Here is a 23,452-nt window from a genome sequence, read left to right as displayed (position 1 = left end):
ACGAACAACAAAAAGGGGTTCAGAACCTGGTTCTGAACCCCTTGGTCTTGCCGGTTTAGTCTGTGGATCCCGAGGCTAATTCCTCTGTATCAGGAACTTTACCCTCAGCTGACACGGGCTTGACGCACCCCTTCGGCGAGGGAAGCGCACAGGCTCAGCACGCCGTCCACGGCCTGCTCGGAGCTGGTGGCATTGGCGATCTGGTCGATCAGCGCCGAACCCACCACCACGCCGTCGGCCAGGCGGGCGATAGCCGCGGCCTGCTCCGGGGTGCGGATGCCGAAACCGATGCTGATCGGCAGGTCGGTGTGGCGACGCAGACGGGTCACCGCCTCTTCCACGTGCTCCAGGGTGGCGGAGCCGGCACCGGTCACACCGGCCACGGAGACGTAGTAGACGAAGCCCGAGCTGCCGTTCAGCACCTTCGGCAGGCGCGCGTCGTCGGTGGTCGGCGTGGTCAGGCGGATGAAGTCGATACCGGCGGCCTGGGACGGGTCGCACAGCTCGGCGTTGTGCTCGGGTGGCATGTCGACCACGATCAGGCCGTCGACGCCGGCCTCCTTGGCTTCGGCGATGAAGCGTGGCACGCCGTAGTGGTGGATCGGGTTGAAGTAACCCATCAGCACCAGCGGCGTGTCGTTGTTGCCGGCGCGGAACTCGCGAACCATCTGCAGGGTTTTCGCCAGGTTCTGCTTGGCTTCCAGGGCGCGGATGTTGGCCAGCTGGATCGCCGGGCCGTCGGCCATCGGGTCGGTGAAGGGCATGCCCAGCTCGATCACGTCGGCGCCGGCTGCCGGCAAGCCTTTGAGGATCGCCAGGGAAGCGTCGTAGCCCGGGTCGCCGGCGGTGACGAAGGTCACCAGGGCGGCGCGGTTCTGTTGCTTAAGCTCGGCAAAGCGCGTTTGCAGGCGGCTCATCAGTGTTTCTCCTGCTGGGAGTGCTCTTGTTGAGAGTGTTCCATGTGGTGCATCACGGTTTGCATGTCTTTGTCGCCACGGCCCGAGAGGTTGACCACCATCAGGTGATCCTTGGGCAGGTTCGGCGCGCGCTTGAACACTTCGGCCAGGGCGTGGGCGCTTTCCAGGGCCGGGATGATGCCTTCCAGGCGGCAGCACTGGTGGAAGGCGGCCAGGGCTTCGTCGTCGGTCACCGAGGTGTATTCGACGCGGCCGATATCGTGCAACCAGGCGTGTTCAGGGCCGATGCCCGGGTAGTCGAGGCCAGCGGAAATCGAGTGGGCGTCGATGATCTGGCCATCCTCGTCCTGCAGCAGGAAGGTGCGGTTGCCGTGCAGCACGCCTGGCAGGCCGCCGTTCAGGCTGGCCGCGTGCTTGCCGGTCTCGATGCCGTAGCCGGCGGCTTCGACGCCGATGATCTGCACGCTCTTGTCGTCGAGGAACGGATGGAACAGGCCCATGGCGTTGGAACCGCCGCCGATGCACGCCACCAGGCTGTCCGGCAGGCGGCCTTCCTGGGCTTGCAGCTGTTCGCGGGTTTCCTTGCCGATCACCGCCTGGAAGTCGCGGACCATGGCGGGATAAGGGTGCGGACCGGCCACGGTGCCGATCAGGTAGAAGGTGCTGTCGACGTTGGTCACCCAGTCACGCAGAGCCTCGTTCATCGCGTCCTTCAAGGTGCCGGTGCCGGCGACCACCGGGATTACTTCGGCGCCCAGCAGCTTCATGCGGAACACGTTGGCCTGCTGGCGCTCGATGTCGGTGGTGCCCATGTAGATCACGCAGTCCAGGCCGAAACGCGCCGCCACGGTAGCGGTGGCCACGCCGTGCATGCCGGCGCCGGTCTCGGCGATGATGCGTTTCTTGCCCATGCGCCGCGCCAGGAGGATCTGGCCGATGCAGTTGTTGATCTTGTGCGCGCCGGTGTGGTTCAGCTCTTCGCGCTTGAGGTAGATCTTGGCGCCGCCGCAGTGCTCGGTCAGGCGCTCGGCGAAATACAGCGGGCTCGGACGGCCGACGTAGTCGCGCTGGAAGTAGGCCAGTTCCTTGAGGAACTCCGGATCTTCCTTGGCCGCTTCGTATTCGCGGGCCAGGTCGAGGATCAGCGGCATCAGGGTTTCGGCGACGTAACGGCCGCCGAACGCGCCGAACAGGCCGTTGGCATCAGGACCGTTGCGCAGATTGGTCTGGGTCATTGGGGCGCTCCCGGTGGTTCGTCAAAAGGGTGAATGCGTGGACAGGCAATGGCGTTCACTCTACCCCTGACGCCCCAGGCTGAAAACCGATAAGATCGCCACAACCTGTCAGGAAAACTCACATATCCCATGAGCCACGACCTGCCCCCGCTGAACGCCCTCCGGGCCTTCGAAGCCACCGCCCGCCTGAACAGCGTCAGTCAGGCGGCCGAGCAGCTGCACGTCACCCATGGCGCGGTCAGCCGCCAGTTGAAGGTGCTTGAAGAGCATCTTGGGGTGAGCCTGTTCGTCAAGGAGGGGCGCGGCCTGAAACTCACAGATGCCGGGGTGCGCCTGCGCGATGCCAGCAGCGATGCCTTCGAGCGCCTGCGCACGGTCTGCGCCGAGCTGAGCCAGAGCACCGCCGATGCGCCCTTCGTGCTCGGTTGTTCCGGCAGCCTGCTGGCGCGCTGGTTCATTCCGCGCCTGGGGCGGCTGAATGCCGACCTGCCGGACCTGCGCCTGCACCTGTCGGCCGGCGAAGGCGATCTCGACCCGCGCCGGCCGGGGCTGGATGCCTTGCTGGTATTCGCCGAGCCGCCGTGGCCGGCGGACATGCAGGTCTATGAACTGGCCAGCGAACGCATCGGCCCGGTGCTCAGCCCGCGCTACAGCCGCTACGAGCAACTGCGCGAGGCGCCGGCCAGTGCGCTGCTCGGCGAGGCATTGCTACAGACCACCTCGCGCCCGCAGGCCTGGCCCAGCTGGGCGCGGCAGAACGGCATCGACGCCGGGGCGCTGAAGTTTGGCCAGGGTTTCGAGCATTTGTATTATTTGCTGGAGGCTGCGGTGGCCGGGCTGGGCGTGGCGATCGCGCCGCAACCGCTGGTGGCCGAGGACCTGCGCGCCGGGCGCCTGGTTGCCCCCTGGGGTTTCTGTGAAACCCCAGGGCAACTGGCGTTGTGGCTACCCAAGCGCGCCGCGGACGGGCGCGCCCGGCAATTGGCGCAGTGGCTTCGCAACGAGCTGCGCCAGACGCCTTAATTGCCGCGCTTGCACAGCAGGTAAGCGGCCAGCAGGCCCAGCGCGCCCACGGCGACGCCGGCAGTGGTCCAGGGGTGTTGCTGGGCGTAGTCGCGGGTGGCGACCCCGGTTTCACGGGTTTTCACTTTGACTTCTTCATAGGCATCGCTGAGCAGGCTGCGCGAATGTCTCAGCGCATTCTCGGCGTTGCTTTTCAGCGTCTTGAGGGTTTTGCGCGACTCGTCCGAAGCATCGTCCTTGAGGCTTTCCAGGGACTTGAGCAGACTTTCGATCTCGGCTTCCATGCTTTCCAATGAGGCTTTGCGTAACGAAGTGTTGGCCATGGTGGCTCTCCTGCATTGTTGATTGAGGGGGCTGTAAGGGTCCGACTGCGCGGCCTGGCGAAAGTGCATTAAATCTGAGGGCCGATCGGCCGGGGCTTGCCCAAGTGTTGCCGGTAATCGCTGCTAGGCTTTGATCTACCTCATCAAGGAGAGAACGCCATGTCTGATCATCACACCTACAAGAAAGTCGAACTGGTCGGCTCGTCCCCTACCAGCATCGAAGACGCCATCAACAATGCGCTGGCCGAAGCCAACAAAAGCATCAAGCACCTGGAATGGTTCGAGGTCACGGAAACCCGCGGGCACATCCGGGATGGCAAGGCCGCGCATTTCCAGGTCACGCTCAAGGTCGGCTTCCGGATTGCCAACAGCTGAACCTGGGCTAGGCTGTTGAACTTGGGCGCTGGCCGATTGCCATAGGGAATGGCGAAGCGCTATATCTGCCTCGAAGCCGAGCAGGCCGGGGCTTGACGCTTATTTTTGATTCGACCAGGGAATGTGACCGATGAAAAAACTGGTAATGGCTTTAGCGTTGTTGAGTGTCGCGGGAACAGCCCTTGCTGCCGGCAAGCCATGCGAAGAGCTGAAAGGCGAAATCGCCGCGAAGCTCGATGCCAAAGGCGTGTCGGGTTATTCGCTGGAAATTGTCGACAAAGGCAGCGCGACTGGCGGCAAAGTGGTCGGTACCTGCGAAGGCGGTACCAAGGAAATCGTCTACAAGCGTGGCTGAGCCCTTGTAGAAATGAACAAGCCGACGCGATGCGTCGGCTTTTTTGTGCCCGGCGATTACCCAGGCCTCAACCTTTCATCACTTGCGCCAGCAGCTCGTAGGAATGCAGGCGGTCGGCGTGTTCGTACAGGTCGCAGGTGAAGATCAGCTCGTCGGCGCCGGTCTGTTCGATCAGCACGTCGAGCTTGGCGCGGATCTTCGCCGGGCTGCCGATCATGGCCAGGCCGAGGAAGCTGCCCACGGCGTCTTTTTCATGGGGCAGCCACAGGCCGTCCATGCTCTTCACCGGTTTGCGCTGCACCAGGCTCTGGCCGCGCATCAACGCGAGGATCCGCTGGTACACCGAGGTCGCCAGGTAATCGGCCTGTTCGTCGGTATCGGCTGCCACCAGCGGTACGCCGAGCATCACGTAAGGCTTGTCGAGCACGGCTGAGGGCTTGAAGTGATTGCGGTACACGCGAATCGCCTCGTGCATATAGCGTGGTGCGAAATGCGAGGCAAAGGCGTAAGGCAAGCCGCGCTCACCGGCCAGTTGCGCACTGAACAGGCTGGAACCCAGCAGCCACACCGGCACCTGGGTACCGGTTCCCGGCACCGCGATCACCCGTTGTTCCGGGGTGCGTGGGCCGAGGTAGGCCATCAGTTCGGCCACGTCTTCAGGGAAGTCGTCAGCGCTGCCGGAACGTTCGCGGCGCAGGGCGCGGGCGGTCATCTGGTCCGAACCCGGCGCGCGGCCCAGGCCCAGGTCGATACGCCCCGGATACAGGCTTTCCAGGGTGCCGAACTGCTCGGCGATCACCAGCGGCGCATGGTTGGGCAGCATCACGCCACCGGAGCCGACGCGAATGCTCGAGGTGCCGCCGGCCAGATAGCCCAGCAGCACCGAGGTCGCGGAGCTGGCGATACCGTCCATGTTGTGGTGCTCGGCGACCCAGAAGCGGGTGTAGCCGAATTTTTCTACATGGCGGGCCAGGTCCAGGGAATTGCGCAGCGATTGCGCCGGGCTGCCGTCCTCGCGCACGGGGACCAGGTCGAGGGTGGAAAACTTAACGTCGGACAGTGGTTTCATAAGCCTGCTTCTCCAGTGGTGTGCAGGCCTTTGTCATGAGCCAAAACCTGCCGAATGCTGTAAGCCTGTTTCATGCAATGTGGGCATATACCCGAGTTTCAATAGCCAAGCTGAATTTGCTGTCCGGATAAACGGTGGATTCAGGCAGGATGAACTTCGCCGGGCCTTCTATCCTCTAGAACCCTGAGTAGCAGAAAACCACAAGGGCGCGGCCTTTCGCGCCCGTTCTCGAGGAGACAGGCATGAGCATCATCAAGAAAGCATCGGCTCACTGGGAAGGGGACCTGAAAACCGGCATTGGCTCGATTTCCACTGAAACCGGGGTACTGCGCGAAGCGCCCTACGGTTTCAAGGCACGTTTCGAAGGCGGCAAGGGCACCAACCCGGAAGAACTGATCGGCGCCGCGCACGCGGGGTGTTTTTCCATGGCCTTCTCGATGATTCTCGGCGAGGCCGGGCTCAAGGCCGACAGCATCGACACCCATGCCGAAGTGACGCTGGACCAGGTCGATGGCGGTTTTGCGATCACCGCGGTACACCTGATCCTCAAGGCGAAGATTCCCGGCGCCAGCCAGCAGCAGTTCGATGAACTGAGCAAGAAGGCCAAGGAAGGTTGCCCGGTATCCAAGGTGCTGAACGCCAAGATCAGCCTGGATGCGACGCTGGTCAGCTGAGCCACGGTCGAACCGCTACATCCCATCGCGAGCCCGCGAACGCGGCCTTTTGCAGGAGCAACCGGTCGCCGTTCGCTGGCTCGCGATGGCGTTCTCTTGGCAAAACCCCTGCGCCAGATATGCGCGGCGTCAGAACTCGCTTCATGAAAATGTGGTCGAATGCATGACTGCAGGCTCAGCCCATGACCTTGGGCGCTGCATCAAGGGAGCTCCACACATGAAACGTTTTGCCCTGGCAGTTGTTTGTTGCGCGCTGGCCACCTCGGCCCTGGCGGACCCGAAGGACTGCGAAGAACTCAAGAAAGAGATTGAAATCAAGATCCAGGCCAACGCCGTGCCCTCCTACACCCTGGAGATTGTCAGCAAGGAGGAAGCCGAAAAACATGACGTGGCCATGGTGGTCGGTACCTGCGAAAACGGCACCAAGGCAATCATCTATCAGCGAAACGACAGCTGATCGATCAGATCACGCAGTTGACCATATGGTCTTCGGCCAGCAGCTCACGCTTGGCGTTGTACAGCCGGGCACTGGGAGAGAAACCCAGCGAGCGGGCTTCCAGCAGGTAACGCTGGCCGGCTTCGAAATGGTCGTAGCGCAGGCTCAGGTAGCACAGGCGTTCCGCTGGATCGTTCATCATGCCGAGGCGTCCGCTGAACACCTCGAAATCGAAACGCACCATCAACTCATGACTGCCCGGGGTGACCTGGAAGTAGCGGCCATCGTTCAGGCGCTGGTTGTCCAGGCGCTCGGCCATCAGCAGCTTGCCGCCCGGCGTCGGGGTGGAGAAATCGACCCAGGCCTGTTGCGGATCCACCGCCGGCAGGGGGCTGGAGCAGGCAACGAGGCCGGTCAGGGCAAGGAGCAGCAAGGCTTGGCGCATGAGGTCGGGCCGTCCGGGGAAAGGCCTCAAGCATAGCGCCGATCAGGTGCGCTGGCAGCCCGCCGGTTGGCCGGTACCCACCAGATTGCGCTGCTGGTCATAGAGCTTGGCCCAGGGCCGGAAGCCGATATTGCCAGTCTGCAGCTGATAACGCTGGCCGGCGTTGAAGTCCTTGTACTTCACATTCAGCTGGCAGTCGCGCCACAGGGGTTCGCTGTCCGGGCCGATATTGCTGGGCTCCACGGCGAACCGGTAGCGCACCTTCAGCTCATGGTTGCCGGGCTGGACCTCGAAATATCGGCGGTCCGCCCAGGCCTTTTCGTCGACCTCCAGCGCCTGCAGCGCGGTGTCCTGGTGGCTGTCGAGGTCGATCCAGGCTTGCGTCGGATCGGGGGCGGGCAATCCGGCACAGCCGCTCAGGGTCAACAGTCCGGTGGTCAGCAGCAACACGCGCATAGCGAAACTCCAGGCAGGCGAGATAGTCTTGGGGGCAGACTCTCGAAGGATGATTCGATTTGATTAGGCCGCGTTCAAGCCATGGGTTACTTGATCATCTTTTACGCTTTTTGTTTCCGGGCCTGGCGCTCTTGCTGCTCAACGGTTGTTCCAGCGTGGGTTACTACGGCCAGCTGGCCAGTGGCCAATGGCAGCTGTTGCGGGCCCGCACGCCGGTCGAACAGGTCATCGCCGACCCTGCCCGCGACCCCTTATTGCGTGCCCATCTGACCCAGTCGCAGAAGGCCCGGCGCTTCGCCAGCCAGCACCTGCACCTACCGGACAACCAGAGCTACCGCCTCTACGCCGACATTGGCCGGCCCTACGTGGTGTGGAATGTATTCAGCACCCCCGAGTTTTCCCTGAGCCCCAAGACCCACTGTTTCCCGATTGCCGGCTGCGTGGCCTATCGCGGCTACTACAGCCAGGGCGCGGCCCGCGGCGAGGCGGCCTTGCAGAAACAGCAGGGCATGGATGTGGCCATCGGCGGGGTGGAGGCCTACTCGACCCTGGGCTGGTTCAACGACCCGATCCTCAGTTCGATGCTGCATTGGGGCGACGAGCGCCTGGCGACCCTGATCTTCCATGAGCTGGCCCATCAGCGCTTTTATGTGAAGGACGACACCGAGTTCAACGAGTCCTTCGCCACCTTCGTCGAGCAGGAAGGCACCCGGCAATGGCGCGCGGCGCGCAACCTGCCGCCGGCCAGCGATGCCTTGGTCAAGCAGAAGGACCAGTTCATCCAACTGATCCTCGATACCCGCCAGCGCCTGGAACGCCTGTATGCCCTACCGCTGCCCGCCGAGCAGATGCGCCAGCGCAAGGCCGCCGAGTTCGAACAGCTGCGCCGGGATTACCGACAGCTGAAGGACAGCCAATGGCACGGCGACTCGCGCTACGACTTCTGGATCAATACCCCGCTGAACAATGCCAGGCTGCTGCCTTTCGGCCTGTACGACCAGTGGGTGCCGGCATTTGCCGCCTTGTTCAAGCAGGTGAACGGCGATTGGCCGGCGTTTTACCAGGCTGTGGAGAAACTCGGCGCGCTGCCGGCTGAAAAGCGCAAGGCAGCGCTGCAAGCATTGATGGATGGCGCCTGAAAGGACGCTATCGGCTCAGCGCTGCAGGAACGCCTGATGCAGTTCATCCAGGGTCTGGAAGTGATAGGCCGGTGCCTCGGCGCTCAGTTCTTCGTGGCTGCCGAAGCCGTAACCCACCGCCGCCGCATCCAGCCCGTTGTTTCGGGCGCCGATCAGGTCGTGCTTGCGGTCGCCGATCATCAGGGTATCGCTCGGGTCCAGGCCTTCTTCGCCGATCAGGTGGCGGATCAGCTCGACCTTGTCGGTGCGGGTGCCGTCCAGTTCGCTGCCGTAGATCACCTTGAAGTGCCGGGCGAAATCGAAATGCCGGGCGATCTCGCGGGCGTACACCCACGGCTTGGACGTTGCGATGTACAGCTGGCGGCCCTGCCCACTTAGGGTTTCCAGCAGAGGCGTGACACCGTCGAACACGCGGTTTTCATACAGGCCGGTGACCTTGAAACGCTCGCGGTAGAAATTCACCGCCTCCCAGGCCTTGGCTTCGTCGAAGCCATAGAACTGCATGAACGCCTGCAACAGCGGCGGGCCGATAAAGTGTTCCAGCTTGCTCAGGTCGGGTTCGTCGATGCCCAGCTTGCCGAGGGCGAACTGGATCGAGCGGGTAATGCCTTCGCGCGGGTCGGTCAGGGTGCCATCGAGGTCGAACAGAACGGTTTGGTAATGCATGGGGATTCCTGGGCAGTGGGTAGGGGGCTCAAGCCTGATCGTAACCTTCGGCCAGGTGCAGGTCCTTGAGCTTCACGTAGTTGGCGGCGCTGTAGGTGAAGAACGCACGCTCCTTGTCGGTCAGCGGGCGGGCCTGTTTCACCGGGCTACCCACGTAGAGAAAGCCGCTTTCCAGGCGTTTGCCCGGCGGCACCAGGCTGCCGGCGCCGACGATCACGTCGTCTTCCACCACCGCGCCGTCCATGACGATGCTGCCCATGCCGATCAGCACCCGGCTGCCGACGCTGCAACCGTGCAACATCACCTTGTGGGCGATGGTCACGTCGTCGCCGATCAGCAGCGGGAAGCCGTCCGGGTTGAAGGGGCCGGCGTGGGTGATGTGCAGCACGCTGCCGTCCTGCACGCTGGTGCGGGCGCCGATGCGGATGCGGTGCATGTCGCCGCGGATCACCGTCAGTGGCCAGACCGAGCTGTCGGCGCCGATTTCGACGTCGCCGATCACCACCGCCGAACTATCGACGAAGGCCCGCGGGCCAAGGATGGGCGTGTGGTTCTGATAGCTGCGAATGGCCAAGTTGGATACCTGTTCTGACATTTATTAATGGGGGCGATAGCTGCGGTGTGCGTCGATTGTAATTAAGATGGGGCCACGTTTCTTCCAGCCAAGGTGCCAACCGTGAGTGTGAACAACCCTCTTCTGCAGCCCTACGACCTGCCGCCGTTTTCGGCGATCCGCGCCGAGCACGTACAGCCGGCCATCGAACAGATCCTGGCTGACAACCGCGCCGCCATCGCTGAAATCCTCAAGAACCAGGGCACGCAACCGACCTGGGCCGGCCTGGTATTGGCCATGGACGAACTCAACGACCGCCTGGGCGCGGCCTGGAGTCCGGTCAGCCACCTCAATGCCGTGTGCAACAGCGCCGAACTGCGCGAGGCCTACGAGTCCTGCCTGCCTGCCCTGAGCGCCTACGCCACTGAACTGGGGCAGAACCCTGAGCTGTTCCAGGCCTTCGAAGCCCTGGCGGGCAGCCCGGAAGCCTCCGGTTTCGACGTGGCGCAGAAAACTATCCTGGAACACTCCCTGCGTGACTTCCGCCTGTCGGGTATCGACCTGCCGCCCGAGCAGCAGAAGCGTTACGCCGAAGTGCAGAGCAAGCTCTCCGAACTGGGCAGCCGCTTCTCCAACCAACTGCTTGACGCCACCCAGGCCTGGACCAAGCACGTCACCGACGAAGCGGCCCTGGCCGGCCTGACCGCTTCGGCCAAGGCGCAGATGGCTGCCGCGGCCCAGGCCAAGGATCTGCAAGGCTGGCTGATCACCCTGGAATTCCCCAGCTACTACGCGGTGATGACCTACGCCCAAGACCGCGCGCTGCGCGAAGAAGTCTACGCCGCCTACTGCACCCGCGCCTCGGACCAGGGCCCGAATGCCGGCCAGAACGACAACGGCCCGGTCATGGAAGAAATCCTCGACCTGCGCCAGGAGCTGGCCCAGCTGCTGGGCTACGCCAACTTCGCCGAGCTGAGCCTGGCCACCAAGATGGCCGAGTCCAGCGACCAGGTGCTGAGTTTCCTGCGGGACCTGGCCAAGCGCAGCAAACCGTTCGCCACCCAGGACCTGCAACAGCTCAAGGCCTACGCCGCCGAACAGGGCTGCCCGGACCTGCAAAGCTGGGACAGCGGTTTCTACGGCGAGAAGCTGCGCGAGCAGCGCTACAGCGTGTCCCAGGAAACCCTGCGCGCCTACTTCCCGATCGACAAGGTGCTGGGCGGCCTGTTCGCCATCGTCCAGCGCCTGTACGGCATCGAGATCGCCGAACTGAAAGGCTTCGACACCTGGCACCCGGACGTGCGCCTGTTCGAGATCAAGGAAAACGGCCAGCACGTGGGCCGCTTCTTCTTCGACCTGTATGCCCGCGCCAACAAGCGTGGCGGTGCCTGGATGGACGGCGCCCGCGACCGTCGCCGCACTTTCGAAGGCGTGCTGCAAAGCCCGGTGGCCAACCTGGTGTGCAACTTCACCCCGGCCGACAGCGGCAAGCCTGCCCTGCTGACCCACGATGAAGTCACCACCCTGTTCCACGAATTCGGCCATGGCCTGCATCACCTGCTGACCCGCGTCGAGTACTCCGGCGTTTCCGGTATCAACGGCGTGGCCTGGGATGCGGTGGAGCTGCCGAGCCAGTTCATGGAGAACTGGTGCTGGGAGCCGGAAGGCCTGGCGCTGATCTCCGGTCACTATGAAACCGGCGAGCCGCTGCCCCAGGACCTGCTGGAAAAAATGCTCGCGGCGAAGAACTTCCAGTCCGGCCTGATGATGGTGCGCCAGCTGGAGTTCTCGCTGTTCGACTTCGAACTGCATGCCACCCACGGCGACGGCCGTGCCGTGCTGCAAGTGCTCGAAGGCGTGCGCGACGAGGTCTCGGTGATGCGTCCGCCGGCCTACAACCGCTTCCCCAACAGCTTCGCCCACATCTTCGCCGGCGGTTACGCGGCGGGTTACTACAGCTACAAGTGGGCCGAAGTGCTGTCGGCCGATGCCTTCTCGAAGTTCGAGGAAGAAGGCGTGCTGAATGCCGAGACCGGTCGCGCGTTCCGCGAAGCGATCCTGGCTCGCGGCGGTTCCCAGGAGCCGATGGTGCTGTTCGTCGACTTCCGCGGACGTGCACCGTCGATTGACGCACTCTTGCGTCACAGCGGCCTGAGCGAGGACGCAGCGGCATGAGCGAGGGGCCAGTGAAGACGAAAAAACGCTTTATCGCCGGGGCGGTCTGCCCGGCGTGCAGCGAGCAGGACAAGTTGATGATGTGGAGCGAAGACGACGTTCCCCATCGCGAGTGCGTGGCCTGCGGGTATTCCGACACCCTGAATGAACAGGGCCTGTCGGTGCCCAAGGAGCTGGGCACGCGGGTCAACACCACGGCCCTCAAGGTGCCGGATGCCAAGGTCCAGTCGGTGCAGTTTTTCCCCAACCCCAAGTTGAAGAAAAAGACCGACGAGCCCAAGTAACTGCAAATCCCCTGTAGGAGCGCAGCTTGCGCACGATAGCGGTGTATCAGATACACCGCGGTGCTTTAGTCGCCAGCAAGCTTGGCTCCTATCGGGGTGCGGTCGAAGCTCAATTCTGCAGCTCCACGCAGCTGGTCAATTTACCGGCTTGCTGGCGCTCACCGTCTCGAACCAGCTCTTCACCGAACAGGTGGCGAACACGCTGGTGCTGCAATCGCCATTGGCCAGGGCGGTGCGCAATTTGTCGACATCGGCCTGCATCATGTAGCGAATGCCGTCCTTGAAGTGGGAACTGTCGCCAAACCCGCCTTCGGTCATTTCATTCAGCGCCTCCTCCTTGCTCCAGCCCTGAACCACCACCCGATACATCGCCGACATCAGGCCGGTACGGTCCGAGCCGTGCTTGCAGTGCATCAGCACTGGCCCATCGTTTTCCGCGCTCTGGATCGCGCGCAAGGCCGCCAGCACGTCGGCGTCATCCACGTGATTGGTCCGGTAAGGCAGTTGCACCTGCTTGATGCCCGGGGCCTGTAGCCAGCTGGAATCGGACTCCGGCAGGAAGTTGATCACCGTGCCCACCTTGAGCTTTTCCAGCAAAGCCACGGCGCGGCTGTCCGGCAAGGCGCTGCGGTACAGCGTCGGCGACATCTGGTACAGGTTGTAGTGGGTTTCCACGGGCTGGGCCCACTGGGCCGGGCGGGTCGCGCCGGTTTCGGCGGCTTGCGCCTGGGGCCAGGCGAGCAGCGTCAGCAGGGACAGGCAGAGGGCGGGAAGGATACGAGAGTTGTGCATGCAGAAGGCCGTGAGCGGAAAGGGGGATGGAGGGAGCCTAGCTTCCATCCGGGCCGGTCAACGTCCTGTGAGGGGCTCGTCAAAGAAACGTGAAGCAGACGCGATGCAGTTTTTTTCCCGCTAATCGGTACTTTTTTCCTACTGAAGCGATTCATTTGAATGCTTAGCCTGCTACCATTTGTAACCAAAGTTTGCTGAACTGTGCTTTTCCCGGCGTCGGGATCGACCCGTTGCGCCGCCAGAACGACAAGCCACGCCATGACGCGGCTGCCCAACCCGTGAATGCCTAGTGTGAGGTGTCCCCCATGTCTGATCACGATCAAGACAACCCGCGGCGTGAGTTTTTGCGCAAATCCCTGACCTTGATCCCGGTGGTCACGGTCGCCAGTACCGGCCTGGGCAGTTCGATGCTGATGGCCGCTCCCGAAGCGCCCAAGCCGGTGGAGCCTGCCCGAACCCCGGTCAGCACCGAGGCTTACCAGCCGACCTACTTCACCGCCGAAGAATGGGCCTTTGTCCAGGCCGCGGTAGAGCGCCTGATCCCGGCCGACGAACAAGGCCCGGGCGCCCTGGAAGCCGGCGTGCCGGAATACATCGACCGGCAGATGAACACCCCCTACGCCGCGGGTGCCCTGTGGTACATGCAAGGCCCGTTCAACGCCGACGCCGCGCCGGAGATGGGCTGGCAGAGCAAACTGGTGCCCAAGGAGATCTATCGCCTGGGCATTGCCGCGACGGATGCTTGGTCGAAAGCCTTCAACGGTAAAACATTTGCCGCGCAAGACAGCGCTACCCGAGACGATTTGCTCAAGCAGCTTGAAGCGGGAAAACCCGAATTCGACAGCGTTCCGCCGAAGATTTTCTTCAACCTTTTGCTGCAAAACACCAAGGAAGGGTTCTTCTGCGACCCGATCCACGGCGGCAATAAAGGCATGGTCGGCTGGACGTTGATCGGCTTCCCCGGCGCGCGCGCCGACTTCATGGACTGGGTGGAACGCAACGAGCAATACCCTTTCCCGGCAGTGTCGATTCGCGGCGAGAGGGCTTGAGCATGGCAACGGTAATGAAGAAGGTCGACGCAGTGATCGTCGGGTTTGGCTGGACCGGCGCGATCATGGCCAAGGAGCTGACCGAGGCCGGGCTCAACGTGCTGGCGCTGGAGCGCGGGCCGATGCAGGACACCTACCCGGACGGCAATTACCCGCAGGTGATCGACGAGCTCACCTACAGCGTGCGCAAGAAGCTCTTCCAGGACATCTCCCGGGAGACGGTGACCATTCGCCACAGCGTCAACGACGTGGCCCTGCCGAACCGCCAATTGGGCGCGTTCCTGCCGGGCAATGGCGTCGGCGGCGCCGGCCTGCACTGGTCCGGCGTGCATTTTCGCGCCGACCCGATCGAGCTGCGCATGCGCAGTCACTATGAAGAGCGCTACGGCAAGAATTTCATCCCCAAGGACATGACCATCCAGGACTTCGGCGTCACCTACGAAGAGCTGGAGCCGTTCTTCGACTACGCGGAAAAAGTCTTCGGTACCTCGGGCCAGGCCTGGACCGTGAAAGGCCAACTGGTCGGTGAAGGCAAGGGCGGCAACCCTTACGCGCCGGACCGTTCGGACCATTTCCCGCTGGAGTCGCAGAAGAACACCTACTCCGCCCAGCTGTTCCAGAAAGCCGCCGGCGAAGTTGGCTACAAGCCGTACAACCTGCCGTCGGCCAACACCTCGGGGCCGTACACCAACCCCTATGGCGCGCAAATGGGGCCGTGCAACTTCTGCGGGTTCTGCAGCGGCTACGTTTGCTACATGTACTCCAAGGCTTCGCCGAACGTGAACATTCTGCCGGCCCTCAAGCCGCTGCCGAATTTCGAGCTGCGCCCCAACTCCCACGTGCTCAAGGTCAACCTCGACAGCACCAAGACCAAGGCCACTGGCGTCACCTATGTCGACGGCCAGGGCCGCGAGATCGAGCAGCCGGCTGACCTGGTGATCCTCGGCGCCTTCCAGTTCCATAACGTGCGCCTGATGCTGCTGTCCGGCATCGGCAAGCCGTACGACCCGATCACTGGCGAAGGCGTGGTGGGCAAGAACTTCGCCTACCAGAACATGGCCACCATCAAGGCCTACTTCGACAAGGACGTGCACACCAACAACTTCATCGGCGCCGGCGGCAATGGCGTGGCGGTGGACGACTTCAACGCCGACAACTTCGACCACGGCCCCCACGGCTTCGTCGGTGGTTCGCCGTTCTGGGTCAACCAGGCCGGCAGCCGGCCGATCGCCGGCACCTCCAACCCGCCGGGCACCCCGGCCTGGGGCAGCGCCTGGAAGAAGGCCACCGCCGACTACTACACCCACCAGGTGTCGATGGACGCCCACGGCGCCCACCAGTCCTACCGCGGCAACTACCTCGACCTCGATCCGGTGTACCGCGACGCTTATGGCCTGCCGCTGCTGCGCATGACCTTCGACTGGCAGGAAAACGACATCAAGATGAACCGCTTCATGGTCGAGAAGATGGGCAAGATCGCCGAGGCGATGAACCCCAAGGCCATCGCGGTGCTGGGCAAGAAGGTCGGTGAGCACTTCAACACCGCGTCCTACCAGACCACCCACCTCAACGGTGGCGCGATCATGGGCACCGACCCGAAAACCAGTGCCTTGAACCGTTACCTGCAGAGCTGGGACGTGCACAACGTATTCGTCCCGGGCGCTTCGGCCTTCCCCCAGGGCCTGGGCTACAACCCGACCGGCCTGGTGGCCGCGTTGACTTACTGGTCGGCCCGCGCGATCCGCGAGCAGTACCTGAAGAACCCCGGCCCGCTGGTCCAGGCATAAGGAGCGATGACCATGAAAACCCTCGTTATCGCGACCCTGGCCCTGCTCGGCAGCGCTTCCCTCAGCGCAGCCGAAACCGATCAACAAGCCTTGATCAAACAGGGCGAATACCTGGCCCGCGCCGGTGACTGCGTGGCCTGCCACACCGCCAAGGACGGCAAGCCGTTCGCCGGCGGCCTGCCGATGGAAACCCCGATCGGCACGATCTACTCCACCAACATCACCCCGGACAAGACCGGCATCGGCGAGTACAGCTTCGACGACTTCGACAAGGCCGTGCGCCATGGCGTGGCCAAGAGCGGCAGCAGCCTGTATCCGGCCATGCCCTACCCGTCCTATGCGCGGGTCAGCGATGCCGACATGCAGGCGCTGTATGCCTACTTCATGCAAGGCGTGGCGCCTGTGGTCCAGGAGAACCGCGACAGCGACATCCCCTGGCCGCTGAGCATGCGCTGGCCGTTGGCGGGCTGGCGCTGGATGTTCGCGCCGAGCGTGGCGGGCCTGCAAGGCAGTGGCCAGGCGCAGGCTGCGGAAGACCCGGTGGTCAGCCGCGGTGCCTACCTGGTGGAAGGCCTCGGCCACTGTGGCGCCTGCCACACGCCGCGCGCCCTGACCATGCAGGAGAAAGCCCTGAGCGCGAGCGAAGGCAGCCAGTTCCTGGCCGGCAGCGCGCCGCTGGAAGGCTGGATCGCCAAGAGCCTGCGCGGCGACCACAAGGACGGCCTCGGCAGTTGGAGCGAAGAGCAGCTGGTGCAGTTTCTCAAGACCGGCCGCAGCGACCGCGGCGCGGTGTTCGGCGGCATGAGCGACGTGGTGGTGCACAGCATGCAGTACATGTCCGAGGAGGACCTGACGGCCATCGCCCGTTACCTCAAGTCGCTGCCGGCGGTGGATGCCAACGACCAGCCGCACCAGTACGACAAGGCGGTGGCCGAGGCGTTGTGGAAAGGTGACGACAGCAAGCCGGGGGCGTCGGTGTACATCGACAACTGCGCGGCGTGCCACCGTACCGACGGCCATGGCTATACCCGGGTGTTCCCGGCGCTGGCGGGCAACCCGGTGCTGCAAAGCGCCGATGCCACGTCGCTGATCCATATCGTGCTCAAGGGCGGCACCTTGCCGGCCACCCACACCGCGCCATCGACCTTCACCATGCCGGCTTTTGCCTGGCGCCTGTCGGACCAGGAGGTGGCCGATGTGGTCAACTTCATCCGCACCAGCTGGGGCAACCAGGGCTCAGAGGTGAAAGCGGCGGATGTGGCGGGGCTGCGCAAGGGCGACCTGCAAAGCACCTCGAATGACGATCTGGGGCAAGTGAAGACCCACAGCGGCAGTTGATCGCATGCTTCGCTCCTGTAGGAGCGAGCAGGCGGCGATCCGACTTGCCCGCGATGCGCGCCGCCAGGCGCGTTTTCAGCCCAGCGGCGCTAGGCAGATGTTCCAGGCTCCATTACTGTATATAAATACAGTAATGGAGCGCCTCCCATGTTCAGTCCCCTGCCCCCGCGCGGCCGTGGCACCGCGATCAACCCGCACAACCGTTTTGCGCCCCAGCGCTCGGTGGCCTTCGACGACGGCTGGTACCAGGAAGCCCCGCTGACCCAGGGCACCGAGGTGCGCCTTGAGACGGCGAAATCCATCATCACCCGCAACAGCTCGCCGGACCTGCCCTTCGATCGCTCCATCAATCCCTATCGCGGCTGCGAGCATGGCTGCATCTATTGTTATGCGCGGCCCAGTCACGCCTATTGGGACCTGTCGCCGGGGCTGGATTTCGAGACCAAGCTGATCGCCAAGACCAATGCCGCGGCGATGCTGGAACAGCAGCTGTCCAAGCCCGGCTACAAGTGCGCGCCGATCAACCTGGGTTCCAACACCGACCCCTACCAGCCCATCGAGCGTGAGCACCAACTGACCCGCCGGACCCTGGAGGTGCTGCTGCGCTACCGGCACCCGGTGACCATCGTCACCAAGGGCTCGTTGATCCTGCGCGATCTCGATCTGTTGGTCGAACTGGCCGAGCAGCGGCTGGTGGCGGTGATGATCAGCCTGACCACCCTGGACGACGAGCTCAAGCGCATCCTCGAACCCCGGGCGGCGGCGCCCAAGGCGCGATTGCGAGCGATCCGGGTGATGCGCGAGGCGGGGATTCCCGTGGGGGTGCTGTGTTCGCCGATGATTCCGATGATCAACGACAGCGAGCTGGAAAGCCTGCTCGCCGAGGCCCATGCCGCGGGCGCGCAAAGCGCGGCCTACATGATGCTGCGCCTGCCCCTGGAAGTAGCGCCGCTGTTCGAGGAATGGCTCAACGCCCACTACCCGCAGCGGGCGGCCCATGTCCTGAGCCTGATCCGCCAGTGTCGCGGCGGCGAGCTGTACGACAGCCGTTTTGGTGCACGGATGCGCGGCGAAGGCCCCTTCGCGGCCCTGTTGGCGCAGCGTTTCGCCAAGGCCAGCAAACGCCTGGGGCTCGATCGGCGCGAAGGCTACAACCTCGACTGCACGGCCTTCTGTCCGCCGGGTGGGCAGATGTCGTTGCTGTAGGGGTTATTGGCCTATGGTGGAGTAGTGTCGGTGCACCCGCTTCTATAGGCTGGTCACCTTTTTGCATCGCCAATAGTGGCGTTTTAGAGCGCTCCGTTCAGTTTGAGTTAAGTTTGGAAGGCTACTTTGTTCATCGAGTGACCTTTGGGTTGCTGTCAGCGGGCTGGTTGTTTTTTAATCAATCGCTGGCGTCGTGCCGGATAAAACTGGAAAATTCACCTAAGGGTCTGAGCGAAAAGTCGGCGAGCGAAGGTCAGGCAAGGCAAAAACAGGCGAGGAAGCGGAGTTTAGGGGCCTAAATGAGCATTCCGAGCCTGTTTTTAACGCAGCATGACCGAGCGCAGCCACTTTTCGACAGAGCCTAATCCGTCGAAGAGGATGAATCATGAGTGACAAGGATAAACAGCCGTTGGCTGCGTCGGCTTCAGCGTCCACAGAGGTCGCCGAAAGCGCCGACGCAGCGCTGCAGATAATAGTTGACGGCTTTTTGCATTTTCATCACGAGGTCTTCCCGCAGCAGGAAGAACTGTTCAAGAAACTCGCCACGGCCCAGCGGCCGCGGGCGATGTTCATTGCCTGCGCGGATTCGCGCATCGTTCCCGAACTGATTACCCAGAGTGCCCCGGGCGACCTGTTCGTGACCCGCAACGTCGGTAACGTGGTACCGCCCTACGGGCAGATGAACGGCGGCGTGTCCACGGCCATCGAATACGCGGTCATGGCGCTGGGAGTGCACCACATCATCGTTTGCGGCCATTCCGACTGCGGCGCCATGCGCGCGGTGCTCAACCCGCAGAGCCTGGAAAAGATGCCGACGGTCAAAGCCTGGCTGCGCCACGCCGAAGTGGCCAAGACCATGGTTCAGGAGAACTGTGACTGCGCCGACGAGAACGCCAGCATGCATGTGCTGACCGAAGAGAACGTCATCGCCCAGTTGCAGCATTTGCGCACCCACCCTTCGGTGGCTTCGCGCATGGCCAACGGCCAATTGTTCATCCATGGCTGGGTGTACAACATCGAAACCAGCGAAATCAAAGCCTACGACGCGGATCAAGGGTGTTTCCTGCCGTTGGACGGACGCCACCCGATCCCGGTTGCGACGCCTAAAGCGCGCTTCTAAATCCTCCTAAATCCCAGTGGGGTTCAGCCATGACTGCCGTCAGCGCGGTCAGGCTTTGCCGCGCCTGAAGAAAGCTTCGGGAGAATCATCATGCGTGCAGCACAACTGAAAGCTGTTTTGCCACGGGAGCTGCTCGCTTCCGTGGTGGTGTTTCTGGTGGCCCTGCCCTTGTGCATGGGTATTGCCATCGCTTCCGGCATGCCGCCGGCCAAGGGTTTGATCACCGGGATCATCGGTGGCCTGGTGGTGGGCTGGCTGGCCGGCTCGCCCTTGCAGGTCAGCGGTCCGGCCGCGGGGCTGGCGGTCCTGGTGTTCGAACTGGTGCGCCAGCACGGTATCGCCATGCTCGGGCCGATCCTGTTGCTGGCGGGTTTCCTGCAACTGGTGGCCGGGCGCCTGCGCCTGGGCTGCTGGTTTCGGGTCACGGCGCCGGCGGTGGTCTACGGCATGCTTGCCGGGATCGGGGTGTTGATCGTGCTCTCCCAGGTGCACGTGATGCTCGACGCCCAGCCCCAGGCGTCCGGCCTGGATAACCTCGCGGGCTTCCCCGAGGCGGTGGCCCAGGCTCTGCCGAGCCTGGGCGGCGGCTTTGGCTGGCAGGCCGGGTTGCTTGGCCTGTCGACCATGGCGGTGATGTTCCTGTGGGAAAAACTGCGCCCGCATTCGCTGCGCTTTATCCCCGGCGCCCTGCTGGGTGTCGGCCTGGCGACCTTTGCCAGCCTGGCCCTGGCGTTGCAGGTCAAGCGGGTCGAGGTGCCGGAAAACCTCGCCGAGGCGATTGACTGGCTGCGTCCGGCCGACCTGCTCAACCTGGCGGACCCGGCACTGCTGATCGCGGCCTTTGCCGTGGCCTTTATCGCCAGCGCTGAAACCCTGCTGTCCGCCGCCGCGGTGGATCGCATGCACAGCGGTACGCGTTCGGATTTCGACCGTGAACTGTCGGCGCAAGGGATCGGCAACATGCTCTGCGGGTTGCTCGGCGCCTTGCCGATGACCGGGGTGATAGTACGCAGTTCGGCCAACGTCCAGGCGGGCGCGACCACGCGGCTGTCGGCGATCTTCCACGGCCTGTGGCTGCTGGCGTTCGTGCTGTTGCTGTCCAGCGTGCTGCAAAGCATTCCGGTGGCCAGCCTGGCGGGCGTGCTGGTGTACACCGGGTTCAAGCTGGTGGACCTCAAGTCGTTCCGCAAGCTGGGCCGTTATGGGCCGATGCCGATGCTGACCTACGGCGTGACCGCGCTGGCGATTGTCTTCACCGACCTGCTGACCGGTGTGCTGATCGGCTTTGGCCTGACCCTGGTGAAACTGGCCTGGGGCGCTTCGCGGCTGAAGATCAGCCTGGTGGACCTGCCGGCCGCAGGCGAAATGGAGTTGCGCCTGGTGGGCGCCGCGACCTTCCTCAAGGTGCCGGCCCTGACCCAGGCGCTGGGCAGCATTCCGCCGGGCACCACGGTGCATGTGCCGCTCAATAACCTGGGCTATATCGACCATGCCTGCTTGGAACTGCTCGAGGAGTGGGGACGGGCCAATGCGGCCAAGGGCTCGAAGCTGGTGATCGAGTCGCGCGGGTTGAAGCGTCGGCTGGAGGGGCGTTTGCACACCAACGTGGGCGTGAGTCCGGCCTCGAAGCTGGAAGTCAAAGGCCTGAGCCGGGCGTAAAGCGCTTCTGTAGGAGCACAGCTTGCGTGCGATGGCCGCGCCGCGGTCTGTCTACCGGACCGCGTCAGCGTTCATCGCGGGCAAGTCGGATCGCCGCCCGCTCGTTCCTACAGATCCTTCAGGAGCACGGCTGCGGGCGATGAATAGACTCAGGCAGCCGGCTGGTCGAGTTCCAGCTCCACGCCCAACTGGCGCGACAGGCACGGCCAGCGTTTCCAGGCGGCGTCGGTGTCGGGGCTGTTGAGCTTCTCACGGTAGGCCTCGACCGACTCCAGGGCGAAGCTCTCTTCATTGAGCATCGCGTCGACCGCATGGTGCACCGCTTCGTCCAGCTGGTTGGCGAAGGTTTCGCCGATCAACTGGTGGGCGATCAGGTTGGCCACCGTGGTGTCCAGCGGGATCAGCGGCTGGCCGAAATGGGTGATGTACAGGTCGTTGACCTCTTCCACCAGGCGATGGGCCAGATAGGCTTCGTCCAGCAGGCCGTCCAGGCCTTCGTGGCCGGCCATGATGGCGGGCGGCTGGAGGAAGAACTGCTCGGCGATCTTCAGCACTGGCTTGATCTGCGACTCGATGCCGGCTTCGCGCGCGACTTCGTTGGCGGCGTCCAGCAGGTCGGGAACCTGATCTATATAAGCGGCGACAAAACGGGTCATCACCCCCTGGGCGTCCACTTCGGGGAGCAGGATGGCGGGGTGCAGGTGCGGCAATTGGGTTTCCAGCTGACGGCGCAAATGCCCGGTGCTGGACTCATGTTGATGGGCTCGTTGGATCTGCTCGCGCAATGCGGCGGTGTTCATGAATACTCCAGGAAACAAGGGCAATTAATTAGGGAAGACATAAGTTAGCCTGCTCACGAAATCGCTTAAGACGTATTTCTCATAATTATTTCATGGTTAGTCGTCTGAGTTATATCGCTTCGCCATCATTCATCCCCTATCCCTTTCCAACCGTGGCCTATAAGGCCGCGGCAAACTGTTTCATTGGATTTACAGCACCGCGTTGCGAGGTCGAAGTCGCTGTCTATACTCGGGTCTGTATGAAGTTAGCTGATGACGCCCGACTGCATGTGCAGCGAAGGCTCGGCGGTTTAAGTTCGTAGTCTGGGCAGCCGATCCCTTGGCCGCAGGTGAAAGCCGGCGGGATAACAAGAACGATAAGGGGAACCCGCAATGATGCGACATCCACAAGTCTGGATGGGCCTCCTGTTGTGGTCGGTATTCAGCCAGGCGCATGGCGCCTGGACCGTGAATATGGCGCCTGGAGCGACTGATATAAGTCACGCGGTATTCGACCTGCACATGACCATCTTCTGGATCTGTGTGGTGATCGGCGTCATTGTCTTCGGCGCCATGTTCTGGTCGATGATCGTGCACCGCCGCTCCACCGGCCAGGTGGCCGCCAAGTTCCACGAAAGCACGACGGTGGAAATCCTCTGGACGGTGGTGCCGCTGCTGATCCTGGTGGCCATGGCCGTTCCCGCTACCGCGACCCTGATCAAGATGTACGACGCCAGTGAGCCGGATGTGGATATCCAGATCACCGGCTATCAGTGGAAGTGGCACTACAAATACCTGGGCCAGGACGTCGAGTTCTTCAGCAACCTGACCACCCCCGCCGAACAGATTCATAACCAGAGTGCCAAGGGCGAGCATTACCTGCTGGAAGTCGATCAGCCGCTGGTGCTGCCGATCGGCGCCAAGGTGCGCTTTCTGGTGACCTCCGCCGACGTCATCCATTCCTGGTGGGTCCCGGCCTTCGCGGTCAAGCGCGATGCGATCCCAGGTTTCGTCAACGAAGCCTGGACCCGGGTCGACAAGCCCGGCCTGTATCGCGGGCAGTGCGCCGAACTGTGCGGCAAGGACCACGGCTTCATGCCGATCGTGGTCGATGTGAAGACCCAGGCCGACTACGACACCTGGCTGGGCGAACGCAAGGCCGAAGCCCTCAAGCTCAAGGAGCTGACTAGCAAGGAATGGACCCTCGAAGAGCTGGTGGCCCGTGGCGACAAGGTCTACCACACCACCTGCGTGGCCTGTCACCAGGCCGAGGGCCAGGGCCTGCCGCCGATGTTCCCGGCGCTCAAGGGCTCGAAGATCGCCACCGGGCCGGTGGCGGATCACCTGAACATCGTCTTCCACGGCAAGCCCGGCACCGCCATGGCGGCCTTCGGCAAGCAGCTGTCGGAAGTCGACCTGGCAGCGGTAATCACCTACGAACGTAACGCCTGGGGCAACAACAAGGGCGACATGGTGACGCCCAAGGATGTCCTGGCTCTGAAACAGGCGGAAAGCAAATGACCCGGTCTATTGCGTGTTCCCGCAGCCGCTCGGGGCGTGTCGCCCTCGATCGTCCAGCCCAACCGTTTACAGGAGA

Annotated in this window: 25 protein-coding genes; 15 read left to right on the top strand and 10 right to left on the bottom strand. The window is 63.2% G+C overall.

Translation table 11 applies throughout. The annotated features are described in order from the left end of the window. Positions 1 to 104 precede the first annotated feature (104 nt). Both trpA and trpB read right to left on the bottom strand, forming a co-directional pair. On the bottom strand, positions 105 to 917 hold the full coding sequence (gene trpA, locus J4D52_RS06995; protein WP_097306349.1) for a tryptophan synthase subunit alpha: 813 nt from the start codon (positions 915 to 917) through the stop codon (positions 105 to 107). Continuing rightward, positions 917 to 2,152, bottom strand: coding sequence for a tryptophan synthase subunit beta (trpB, locus tag J4D52_RS06990; protein ID WP_009046242.1), 1,236 nt, complete (start codon positions 2,150 to 2,152; stop codon positions 917 to 919). Before trpB ends, trpA begins: the two co-directional genes overlap by 1 nt. Positions 2,153 to 2,281: 129 nt before the next feature. Between trpB and J4D52_RS06985 the strand changes: the two genes are divergently transcribed. After that, on the top strand, positions 2,282 to 3,175 hold the full coding sequence (locus tag J4D52_RS06985) for a LysR family transcriptional regulator (RefSeq protein WP_063433572.1): 894 nt from the start codon (positions 2,282 to 2,284) through the stop codon (positions 3,173 to 3,175). Here J4D52_RS06985 and J4D52_RS06980 read toward each other — a convergent pair. Further along, complete coding sequence (locus J4D52_RS06980; protein ID WP_025806848.1) at positions 3,172 to 3,498, bottom strand: YqjD family protein; 327 nt, start codon at positions 3,496 to 3,498, stop codon at positions 3,172 to 3,174. The genes J4D52_RS06985 and J4D52_RS06980 overlap by 4 nt on opposite strands. 159 nt (positions 3,499 to 3,657) lie before the next feature. On the opposite strand from J4D52_RS06980, the gene J4D52_RS06975 reads away from it, so the two are divergent. Beyond that, positions 3,658 to 3,873, top strand: coding sequence for a dodecin (locus J4D52_RS06975; RefSeq protein ID WP_025806847.1), 216 nt, complete (start codon positions 3,658 to 3,660; stop codon positions 3,871 to 3,873). Positions 3,874 to 4,003: 130 nt separating this feature from the next. After that, positions 4,004 to 4,228: a DUF1161 domain-containing protein gene (locus J4D52_RS06970; protein WP_063433575.1), complete on the top strand. Its 225-nt coding sequence runs from the start codon at positions 4,004 to 4,006 to the stop codon at positions 4,226 to 4,228. A gap of 67 nt (positions 4,229 to 4,295) precedes the next feature. Here the strand turns inward: J4D52_RS06970 and J4D52_RS06965 are convergent, their stop codons facing one another. Beyond that, the gene (locus tag J4D52_RS06965; protein ID WP_063433577.1) at positions 4,296 to 5,297 is read right to left on the bottom strand and encodes an LLM class flavin-dependent oxidoreductase; all 1,002 of its coding nucleotides are present in this window, start codon (positions 5,295 to 5,297) and stop codon (positions 4,296 to 4,298) included. Between the two features lie 242 nt (positions 5,298 to 5,539). Between J4D52_RS06965 and J4D52_RS06960 the strand changes: the two genes are divergently transcribed. Continuing rightward, on the top strand, positions 5,540 to 5,971 hold the full coding sequence (locus tag J4D52_RS06960; RefSeq protein ID WP_025806844.1) for an OsmC family protein: 432 nt from the start codon (positions 5,540 to 5,542) through the stop codon (positions 5,969 to 5,971). Positions 5,972 to 6,188: 217 nt separating this feature from the next. Beyond that, entirely contained in the window at positions 6,189 to 6,428 is a 240-nt protein-coding gene (locus J4D52_RS06955) for a DUF1161 domain-containing protein (RefSeq protein WP_025806843.1), read from the top strand. Between the two features lie 4 nt (positions 6,429 to 6,432). Here J4D52_RS06955 and J4D52_RS06950 read toward each other — a convergent pair whose 3' ends face one another. Together J4D52_RS06950 and J4D52_RS06945 are read right to left on the bottom strand one after the other, a co-directional pair. Beyond that, positions 6,433 to 6,852: a hypothetical protein gene (locus J4D52_RS06950; protein WP_025806842.1), complete on the bottom strand. Its 420-nt coding sequence runs from the start codon at positions 6,850 to 6,852 to the stop codon at positions 6,433 to 6,435. A 42-nt stretch (positions 6,853 to 6,894) separates the two neighbouring features. Further along, positions 6,895 to 7,308: a hypothetical protein gene (locus tag J4D52_RS06945; protein ID WP_063433580.1), complete on the bottom strand. Its 414-nt coding sequence runs from the start codon at positions 7,306 to 7,308 to the stop codon at positions 6,895 to 6,897. Positions 7,309 to 7,367: 59 nt separating this feature from the next. On the opposite strand from J4D52_RS06945, the gene J4D52_RS06940 reads away from it, so the two are divergent. Further along, positions 7,368 to 8,447: an aminopeptidase gene (locus tag J4D52_RS06940; protein WP_063433582.1), complete on the top strand. Its 1,080-nt coding sequence runs from the start codon at positions 7,368 to 7,370 to the stop codon at positions 8,445 to 8,447. A 15-nt stretch (positions 8,448 to 8,462) separates the two neighbouring features. Here the strand turns inward: J4D52_RS06940 and J4D52_RS06935 are convergent, their stop codons facing one another. Next, positions 8,463 to 9,113, bottom strand: coding sequence for an HAD family hydrolase (locus J4D52_RS06935; protein WP_025806839.1), 651 nt, complete (start codon positions 9,111 to 9,113; stop codon positions 8,463 to 8,465). A gap of 28 nt (positions 9,114 to 9,141) precedes the next feature. Continuing rightward, positions 9,142 to 9,687 carry a gamma carbonic anhydrase family protein gene (locus J4D52_RS06930; RefSeq protein ID WP_025806838.1) on the bottom strand — a complete coding sequence of 182 codons (546 nt, stop codon included), beginning with the start codon at positions 9,685 to 9,687 and terminating at the stop codon, positions 9,142 to 9,144. Between the two features lie 102 nt (positions 9,688 to 9,789). Here J4D52_RS06930 and prlC point away from each other — a divergent pair, with 102 nt between their 5' ends. Both prlC and J4D52_RS06920 read left to right on the top strand, forming a co-directional pair. Further along, on the top strand, positions 9,790 to 11,841 hold the full coding sequence (prlC, locus tag J4D52_RS06925) for an oligopeptidase A (RefSeq protein WP_063433584.1): 2,052 nt from the start codon (positions 9,790 to 9,792) through the stop codon (positions 11,839 to 11,841). Further along, complete coding sequence (locus tag J4D52_RS06920) at positions 11,838 to 12,125, top strand: YheV family putative zinc ribbon protein (protein ID WP_009046254.1); 288 nt, start codon at positions 11,838 to 11,840, stop codon at positions 12,123 to 12,125. Before prlC ends, J4D52_RS06920 begins: the two co-directional genes overlap by 4 nt. A 135-nt stretch (positions 12,126 to 12,260) precedes the next feature. Here the strand turns inward: J4D52_RS06920 and J4D52_RS06915 are convergent, their stop codons facing one another. Beyond that, on the bottom strand, positions 12,261 to 12,917 hold the full coding sequence (locus J4D52_RS06915; protein ID WP_063433586.1) for a tyrosine-protein phosphatase: 657 nt from the start codon (positions 12,915 to 12,917) through the stop codon (positions 12,261 to 12,263). A 305-nt stretch (positions 12,918 to 13,222) separates the two neighbouring features. Between J4D52_RS06915 and J4D52_RS06910 the strand changes: the two genes are divergently transcribed. From J4D52_RS06910 to J4D52_RS06885, 6 genes are all read left to right on the top strand, one after another. Continuing rightward, positions 13,223 to 13,966, top strand: a complete 744-nt coding sequence (locus tag J4D52_RS06910; protein WP_063433588.1) for a gluconate 2-dehydrogenase subunit 3 family protein — start codon at positions 13,223 to 13,225, stop codon at positions 13,964 to 13,966. Between the two features lie 2 nt (positions 13,967 to 13,968). After that, complete coding sequence (locus J4D52_RS06905) at positions 13,969 to 15,753, top strand: GMC family oxidoreductase (RefSeq protein WP_025806833.1); 1,785 nt, start codon at positions 13,969 to 13,971, stop codon at positions 15,751 to 15,753. 12 nt (positions 15,754 to 15,765) lie between these two features. Then, entirely contained in the window at positions 15,766 to 17,091 is a 1,326-nt protein-coding gene (locus J4D52_RS06900; RefSeq protein ID WP_063433590.1) for a cytochrome c, read from the top strand. 147 nt (positions 17,092 to 17,238) lie between these two features. Further along, the gene (locus tag J4D52_RS06895) at positions 17,239 to 18,297 is read left to right on the top strand and encodes a PA0069 family radical SAM protein (RefSeq protein ID WP_102676290.1); all 1,059 of its coding nucleotides are present in this window, start codon (positions 17,239 to 17,241) and stop codon (positions 18,295 to 18,297) included. A gap of 385 nt (positions 18,298 to 18,682) precedes the next feature. After that, the gene (locus J4D52_RS06890; RefSeq protein ID WP_009046260.1) at positions 18,683 to 19,417 is read left to right on the top strand and encodes a carbonic anhydrase; all 735 of its coding nucleotides are present in this window, start codon (positions 18,683 to 18,685) and stop codon (positions 19,415 to 19,417) included. Between the two features lie 90 nt (positions 19,418 to 19,507). Next, positions 19,508 to 21,076: a SulP family inorganic anion transporter gene (locus J4D52_RS06885; RefSeq protein ID WP_063433594.1), complete on the top strand. Its 1,569-nt coding sequence runs from the start codon at positions 19,508 to 19,510 to the stop codon at positions 21,074 to 21,076. 149 nt (positions 21,077 to 21,225) lie between these two features. Here J4D52_RS06885 and J4D52_RS06880 read toward each other — a convergent pair whose 3' ends face one another. After that, positions 21,226 to 21,876, bottom strand: a complete 651-nt coding sequence (locus J4D52_RS06880) for a hypothetical protein (protein ID WP_025806830.1) — start codon at positions 21,874 to 21,876, stop codon at positions 21,226 to 21,228. Positions 21,877 to 22,248: 372 nt separating this feature from the next. On the opposite strand from J4D52_RS06880, the gene coxB reads away from it, so the two are divergent. Beyond that, entirely contained in the window at positions 22,249 to 23,376 is a 1,128-nt protein-coding gene (gene coxB / locus J4D52_RS06875) for a cytochrome c oxidase subunit II (RefSeq protein ID WP_053276832.1), read from the top strand. The last annotated feature ends 76 nt before the right edge of the window (positions 23,377 to 23,452 follow it).

The sequence above is a fragment of the Pseudomonas sp. GW460-12-10-14-TSB1 genome (genome assembly GCF_017349775.1).
Classification (GTDB): domain Bacteria; phylum Pseudomonadota; class Gammaproteobacteria; order Pseudomonadales; family Pseudomonadaceae; genus Aquipseudomonas; species Aquipseudomonas piscium.
Note: the sequence above shows the minus strand (reverse complement) of the source record. Positions and strands in the feature narration are given on the sequence as shown.